This window comes from Streptococcus sp. 3167, assembly GCF_013277175.1.
Taxonomy (GTDB): Bacteria; Bacillota; Bacilli; order Lactobacillales; family Streptococcaceae; genus Streptococcus; species Streptococcus pseudopneumoniae.
This window is the reverse complement of the sequence record NZ_VMML01000033.1, coordinates 1-7,720: the sequence shown is the minus strand read 5'-3', so window position 1 is coordinate 7,720 and position 7,720 is coordinate 1. Positions and strand designations below refer to the sequence as shown.

The 7,720-nt window shown below is 33.8% G+C and carries 1 protein-coding gene; it reads left to right on the top strand.

Translation table 11 applies throughout. The annotated features are described in order from the left end of the window. Positions 1-603: 603 nt before the first annotated feature. Positions 604-7,170, top strand: a complete 6,567-nt coding sequence (locus HT678_RS05765; RefSeq protein ID WP_172924684.1) for a S8 family serine peptidase — start codon at positions 604-606, stop codon at positions 7,168-7,170. The last annotated feature ends 550 nt before the right edge of the window (positions 7,171-7,720 follow it).

Sequence of the window (7,720 nt, the reverse complement as noted above, 5' to 3'; positions counted from 1 at the left end):
GAAAAGCGTCGTTAATGATGCATTAAAGAACAGTCGAGATGAAAAAATCGTGTGACGCACCAAGGGAGGAGTCTGCCCTTTTGAGGAAATCTAGCGAGGAAAAATGATACTGGAACAGCAGAAAGTAAAACTGACCTCATGAGGAGGAAGAAAGTGGCTCATGAGGTCAGGGGTTTTGTAAGTTACATCTAGTTGAGAGAGGTATGAATGATTTGGGGTTAAGTCTTATTCTTAGCGGTTATTTATATTGTTTAATAGCGCTGATATTTCATCAATGATGTTTGACTTTGTGATTTTGGTAGTGGTTCAATTTGATTGCTACTATTTTTGATGGTGTGAATGTTCTGACAATGTACCCCAGCTAACTACGAAAGTTTTTGACTCTATATTTTTAATGTGTATTAAAAAATAAATTAACACATATTAATTTTTCTTGACTTAAATTTAAAAAATGATATACTATTTTTATGGAGAGCTAACAATTATATATAAATGTACTACTCTATTTCCTAGATAATACTTAGTAAAACTTTTTATAACAAAGGCTAGCAAAGTTAAAGTTTTCTATCTATTGGAAGTTAAATAAATATGTAAGGAATTAAAATGAAAAAAAGTACAGTATTGTCATTAACCACAGCTGCAGTTATTTTAGCAGCCTATGCCCCTAATGAGGTAGTCTTAGCAGATATATCTAGCTCTGAAGATGCTTTAAATATCTCTGATAAAGAAAAAGTAGTAGTAGATAAGGAAACAGAAAATAAAGAGAAACATGAAGAGATTCATCATGCTATAGAAGCTTCAAAGGATACTGAAGAAAAGAAAACAACAATTATTGAGGAAAAAGAAGTTGTTAGTAAAAATCCTGTGATAGACAATAGCACTAGCAATGAAGAAGCAACAAGCAAAGAAGAAAATTCCAATCAATCCCAAGGAGATAAAGCGGACTCGTCTGCAAGTAAAGACTCAGAAAGTCCCAAAAAAGAGGATAGACTTGTCTATATTGCTGAATTTAAAGATGAAGAATCTAGAGAAAAAGCAATCAAGGGACTATCCAGTCTTAAGAATACAAAAGTTTTATATACTTATGATAGAATTTTTAACGGTAGTGCCATAGAAACAACTCCAGATAACTTGGACAAAATTAAACAAATAGAAGGTATCTCATCGGTTGAAAGGGCACAAAAAGTCCAACCCATGATGAATCATGCCAGAAAGGAAATTGGAGTTGAGGAAGCTATTGATTACCTAAAGGCCATTAATGCTCAATTTGGAAGAAATTTTGATGGCAGAGGTATGGTCATTTCAAATATCGATACTGGAACAGATTATAGGCATAAGGCTATGAGAATCGATGATGATGCCAAAGCCTCAATGAGATTTAAAAAAGAAGACTTAAAAGGCACTGATAAAAATTATTGGTTGAGTGATAAAATCCCTCATGCTTTTAATTATTATAATGGTGGTAAAATTACCGTAGAAAGAGCTGATGATGGAAGTGATTATTTTGATCCCCATGGGATGCATATTGCAGGGATTCTTGCTGGAAATGATACTGAAAAAGACATCAAGAACTTTAATGGCATAGATGGAATTGCACCTAATGCACAGATCTTCTCTTATAAAATGTACTCTGACGCAGGATCTGGGTTCGCAGGGGATGAAACAATGTTTCATGCTATTGAAGATTCTATCAAACACAACGTTGATGTTGTTTCGGTATCATCTGGTTTTACAGGAACAGGTCTTGTAGGTGAGAAATATTGGCAAGCTATTAGAGCATTAAGAAAAGCAGGCATTCCAATGGTTGTCGCTACGGGTAACTATGCGACTTCTGCTTCAAGTTCTTCTTGGGATTTAGTGGCAAATAATCATCTGAAAATGACCGACACTGGAAATGTAACGCGAACAGCAGCACATGAAGATGCGATAGCGGTTGCATCTGCTAAAAATCAAACAGTTGAGTTTGATAAAGTTAACATAGGTGGAGAAAGTTTTAAATACAGAAATATAGGGGCCTTTTTCGATAAGAATAAAATCACAACAAATGAAGATGGTTCAAAAGCTCCTAGTAAATTGAAATTTGTATATATAGGCAAGGGCCAAGACCAAGATTTGATAGGTTTGGATCTTAAGGGCAAAATTGCAGTAATGGATAGAATTTATACAAAGGATTTAAAAAATGCTTTTAAAAAAGCTACGGATAAGGGCGCACGCGCCATTATGGTTGTAAATACTGTCAATTACTACAATAGAGATAATTGGACAGAGCTTCCAGCTATGGGATATGAAGCGGATGAAGGTACTAAAAGTCAAGTGTTTTCAATTTCAGGAGATGATGGTGTAAAGCTATGGAACATGATTAATCCTGATAAAAAAACTGAAGTCAAAAGAAATAATAAAGAAGATTTTAAAGATAAATTGGAGCAATACTATCCAATTGATATGGAAAGTTTTAATTCCAACAAACCGAATGTAGGTGACGAAAAAGAGATTGACTTTAAGTTTGCACCTGACACAGACAAAGAACTCTATAAAGAAGATATCATCGTTCCAGCAGGATCCACATCTTGGGGGCCAAGAATAGATTTACTTTTAAAACCCGATGTTTCAGCACCTGGTAAAAATATTAAATCCACGCTTAATGTCATTAATGGTAAATCAACTTATGGCTATATGTCAGGAACCAGTATGGCAACTCCAATCGTAGCAGCTTCTACTGTTTTGATTAGACCGAAGTTAAAGGAAATGCTTGAAAGACCTGTATTGAGAAATCTTGAGGGAGATGACAAAATAGACCTTACAAGTCTTACAAAAATTGCTCTACAAAATACTGCGCGACCGATGATGGACGCAACGTCTTGGAAAGAAAAAAGCCAATACTTTGCATCACCTAGACAACAGGGAGCAGGCCTAATTAATGTGGCCAATGCTTTGAGAAATGAAGTTGTAGCGACTTTCAAAAACAAGGATTCTAAAGGTTTGGTAAACTCTTATGGTTCTATTTCTCTTAAAGAAATAAAAGGAGAAGAAAAATATTTTACAATTAAGCTTCACAATACATCAAACAGACCTTTGACCTTTAAAGTTTCAGCATCAGCGATAACTACAGATTCTCTAACTGATAGATTAAAGCTGGATGAAACATACAAAGATGAAAAATCTCCAGATGGTAAGCAAATTGTTCCAGAAATCCATCCAGAAAAAATCAAAGGAGCAAATATCACATTTGAGCATGATACTTTCACTATAGGCGCAAATTCTAGCTTTGATTTGAATGCGGTTATAAATGTTGGAGAGGCTAAAGACAAAAATAAATTTGTAGAATCATTTATTCATTTTGAGTCAGTGGAAGAAATGGAAGCTCTAAACTCTAACGGGAAGAAAATAAACTTCCAACCTTCTTTGTCGATGCCTCTAATGGGATTTGCTGGGAATTGGAACCACGAACCAATCCTTGATAAATGGGCCTGGGAAGAGGGTTCAAAATCAAAAACAATGGAAGGTTATGATGATGATGGTAAACCGAAAATTCCTGGAACCTTGAACAAGGGTATTGGTGGAGAACATGGTATAGATAAATTTAATCCAGCAGCTATTATTCAAAACAGAAAAGATAAAAATATTACATCACTAGACCAAGACCCAGACTTATTTGCCTTTAACAACCAAGGTATTCATGCAGAATCCACTAGTGGATCTAATGTTGCTAGGGTATATCCACTTGACTCAAAGGGAGAACCACAAAGTGTTTCACTAGAAAGAGGATTAACACCTTCTCCACTTGTATTAAGAAGTGCAGAAGAAGGATTGATTTCAATAGTAAATACAAATAAAGAGGGAGAAAATCAAAGAGACTTAAAAGTCATTTCGAGAGAACACTTTATTAGAGGAATTTTAAATTCTAAAAGCAATGATGCAAAGGGAATCAAATCATCTAAACTAAAAGTTTGGGGTGATTTGAAGTGGGATGGACTCATCTATAACCCTAGAGGTAGAGAAGAAAATGAACCAGAAAGTAAGGATAACCAAGATCCAGCTACTAGGATAAGAGGACAATTTGAATCAATAGCTGAGGGTCAATACTTCTACAAATTCAAATATAGATTAACCAAGGATTATCCATGGCAAGTTTCTTATATACCAGTAAAAATTGATAATACAGCTCCAAAAATTATTTCAATTGATTTTTCTAATCCAGATAAAATTAAATTGATCGCAAAAGATACCTACCACAAGGTAAAGGATGAGTACAAACACGAAACCTTGTTTGCTAGAGACCAAAAAGAACATCCTGAGAAATTTGAAGAAGTAGCCAACGAAGTATGGTACGCAGGTGCAGCTCTTGTCGATAAGTATGGAGATGTTGAGAAAAGTCTTGATGTAACTTACGCCGGAGAGGGTGAGGGAAGAAATAGGAAGCTTGATAAAGATGGAAATACTATCTACGAAATTAGCGGAGCAGGAGATTTAAGAGGAAAAATCATCGAAGTAATCGCCCTAGATGGTGCAAGCAACTTCACCAAAATCCATAGAATTAAATTTGATGACCAAGCTGATGAAAAAGGAATGATTTCTTATTACCTAGTAGATCCTGACAAAGATGCTTCTAAATATGAAAAACTAGGTGAAATTTCTGAAGAAAAACTCAAAAATGCAAAGAGCCCAGAGGAAAATACCAATAATAATCAAGCTAAGGATGAAGATTCAAAACCAGCTGAAGAAAGTTCAGTTGAGGGAGAAGCTAGCCTTGAAATAAATAAAACTATTTCAACAATTAGAGACTTTGAAAATAAAGACCTAAAGAAACTCATTAAAAAGAAATATAGGGAAGAATATGACTTTGTAACTGGTGGAAAAAGAACAGTAGAGCTTGATTATCAATATGACGATGAAGGAAATATAACTGCCTATGAAGATAAGAGTGCTCTAGAATATGAAACTGAGAAACTTGATGATGTTAAATCAAAACTTGGTGGAGTATTAAGCCCATCAAAGGATGGACATTTTGAAATTCTTGGAAAAGTAAGTAATGTATCCAAAAATGCTAAGGCTTACTATGGCAATGACTTCAAATTAATAGAAATTAAGGCAAGTAAATACGACCCACAAACTAAAACTCTAACCTTTGACTTATTTGCAAACACAAATGATGTCGTCGATGGTCTATCCTTTACGGGTGATATGAATATCCTTGTAAAAGATAAGGGTGAAACAAAAGCTAAAACTAAAATTAGAATGCCTGAAAAAAATAAGGAAACTAAAACAGAATATCCCTATGCATCAAGTTATGGGAATGTAATCGAATTAGGAGAAGGAGATCTTTCAAAGAACAAACCAAACAATTTAACTGAAATGGAATCTGGTAAAATCTATTCTGATTCAGAAAAACAACAATATCTATTAAAGGATAACATCATTCTAAGAAAAGGCTATGCACTAAAAGTGACTACCTATAATCCTGGAAAAACGGATATGTTAGCAGGGAATGGAGTTTATAGCAAGGAAGATATAGCAAAAATACAAAAGACCAATCCTAATCTAAGAGTCCTTTCAGAAACAACAATTTATGCTGATAGTAGAAATGTTAAAGATGGAAGAAGCACTCAATCAGTATTAATGTCGGCTTTGGACGGCTTTAACATTGTAAGATATCAAGTGTTTACCTTTAACATGAATGATAAAGGGGAAGCAATCGATAAAGATGGAAATCTTGTGACAGATTCCTCTAAACTTGTATTATTTGGTAAAGATAATAAAGAGTATCATGGGGAGGAATATTCTAATGTAGAAGCTATAAAAGAAGATGGCTCCATGTTATTTATTGATACCAAACCAGTAAACCTTTCAATGGATAAGAACTACTTTAATCCATCTAAATCTAATAAAATTTATGTACGAAATCCAGAATTTTATTTAAGAGGTAAGATTTCTGATAAGGGTGGTTTTAACTGGGAATTGAGGGTTAATGAATCGGTTGTAGATAATTATTTAATCTACGGAGATTTACACATTGATAACACTAGAGATTTTAACGTTAAGCTGAATGTTAAAGACGGTGACATCATGGACTGGGGGATGAAAGATTATAAAGCAAACGGATTTCCAGATAAGGTAACAGATATGGATGGAAATGTTTATCTTCAAACTGGCTATAGCGATTTGAATGCGAAAGCGGTTGGAGTCCACTATCAATTTTTATATGATAATGTTAAACCCGAAGTAAACATTGATCCTAAGGGAAATACTAGTATCGAATATGCTGATGGAAAATCTGTAGTCTTTAACATCAATGATAAAAGAAATAATGGATTCGATGGTGAGATTCAAGAACAACATATTTATGTAAATGGAAAAGAATATACATCATTTGATGATATTAAACAACTAACAGATAAGACACTAAATATTAAGATTCTTGTAAAAGATTTCGCAAGAAATACAACCGTAAAAGAATTTATTTTAAATAAAGATACGGGAGAAATGAGCGAATTAAAACCTCATAGGGTGACTGTGACCATTCAAAATGGAAAAGAAATGAGTTCTCAGATAGTGCCGGAAGAAGATTTTATTTTACCTGTCTATAAGGGTGAATTAGAAAAAGGCTATCAATTTGATGGTTGGGAAATTGCTGGTTTCGAAGGTAAAAAAGACGCTGGCTATGTTATTAATCTATCAAAAGATACCCTTATAAAACCTGTATTCAAGAAAATAGAGGAGAAAAAGGAGGAGGAAAATAAACCTACTTTTGATGTATCCAAAAAGAAAGATAAGGTGCAAGCAAATCATAATCAATTAGATGAAAGTCACAGAAAAGAGGATTTACAAAGAGAAGATCATTCACACAAATTTGATTCAACTAAAGATGTCAAAACTACAGTTCCTGTACAAGTAAATTATAGTCAATTAGATGAAAGTCAAAGATCTGATTCAACTAAGGATGTTACAGCTCCAGTTCCTGATAAAAATGATAAAAACTTTGAAAATGAGAAGGAAGTTTATCTTAATGAACCAGAGAACATAGCTAATAAAGATACCAATATTGATAGTAAATCAACTACTAACAATGATAGGTTGCCAAAAACCGGAACAGTTAGCGAAGTCTTCACGTCATTGGTTGCCGGAATAATGTTTACCGTAGGTGCATTTCTTGGATTAAAGAAAAAAGATTAAGATTAAGACAAAAGCTATAGATGAAAAAATGGTTTATGTACTGAGATGGTGTGATGATGAAACAGTTTTGTGAAAATAGCTATTTATAACTCAATTATTTAGTTTACTTTACTATTGATACTCTTTTTGGATTTATTAATAGACTTAGTTTAGAAAACTAATGAATTGATTGAAAGGGTTAGTATTGACAAATATTGATTAGCAAATAGAGTCTTTCAAAATTTAAAGGCTAATAGAGGTGATGAGACAATTTCAAGGAATTAAGTAGCGTTTGGTTGCTTAATTCCTTTTCATTTGGGAGGTAGTTTTTCACCTGCTTCGTAACCGCCCAATAACGAAGTATAGTAGTAACCGCCCAATAACGAAGTATATTGAAAAATCTCCAGACTAGAGAACTCACGGATAGTTCCTAATCTGGAGATTTCTTATTTGCACTTTTCTTGTACAACTTTAGTCCATGGTAAATAAGCCTCTAAAACCTCTTTGTTTACGAGAGTTTCCTCGTTTGGAAGACATTCTAGAAGATAGGATAGATATTTTTCACTATTTA

Coding starts and splice junctions, on each gene's coding strand:
- HT678_RS05765 (WP_172924684.1), top strand. CDS start 604: ATGAAAAAAAGTACAGTATTGTCATTAACCACAGCTGCAGTTATTTTA.